Annotated in this window: 1 pseudogene; it reads right to left on the bottom strand. The window is 73.7% G+C overall.

Annotated elements, in window-relative coordinates:
* Nucleotides 1-806: pseudogene (locus tag DQW85_RS22080) on the bottom strand (hypothetical protein); the annotation flags it as partial.

The following is an 806-nucleotide window of genomic DNA, read 5'->3' as shown; positions in this document are numbered from 1 at the left end:
GGCAGGGCCGCCGGCGGCTCCGGCGCGGTGCGGCGGCCCCACGGCATGGCCAGGGCGAGCAGCGGCAGCAGCGCGACCGAGGCCCGCGACCAGTCGGCGTGCAGCCCCCACCAGGTGTTGACGTCGAACTGCGTCATGTAGAGGTAGCCGTAGGCCGCCCAGGCCGACACCCCGATGATGGCCGGCCAGGCGAACCGGGTCGGCCGGGCGATCAGGAACGGCATGAACCACAGGAGGTACTGGGCGCCGAGCCGCGGCGTGACCACCATGAAGACCAGCAGGACGGCCGTGGTCATGTCGACCGGGTCGGCGCGCCGCCAGATCAGCACGCAGCCCACGACGCAGGCGTAGATCAGGTTGGTGCCGAACGAGGCCAGGTCCGGCCGGAGCGCCCAGTCACCGCCGGTGAAGTGGGGGGTCCAGCCCCACTCGCCGACGATCGGCCTGATGTCCTGGATGGTGCGGATGACCTCGGGGATCTGGCTGAACGAGGTGCCGGCGAAGAGCGGCAGCGTGACCAGGAAGAACAGCGGCACGGCGCCGGTCGCGAACAGGGCGACGGCCCTGGCCCGCAGGTGGGGCAGGAGCAGCAGCATGCCGGGGATCAGCCAGATGGGCCAGCTCTTGGCGCTCAGCGCCAGGCCCATCAGCAGGCCGGCGAGGGCGGCCCGCTTCAGGTCGGCCCGGTCGGTGGGGCCGGGCCGCATCGCCCGGTGAAGCACGCCGCCGGGTGCGATCACCCGCCGCAGCGCCGCCTGCCAGCCGTAGGCGGCCACGCCCCGCCGCACCCTGGCGACGACCCGGGT

The sequence above is a fragment of the Nonomuraea lactucae genome (genome assembly GCF_003313395.1).
GTDB lineage: Bacteria > Actinomycetota > Actinomycetes > Streptosporangiales > Streptosporangiaceae > Nonomuraea > Nonomuraea lactucae.
This window is presented reverse-complemented; position numbering and strand designations above follow the sequence as displayed.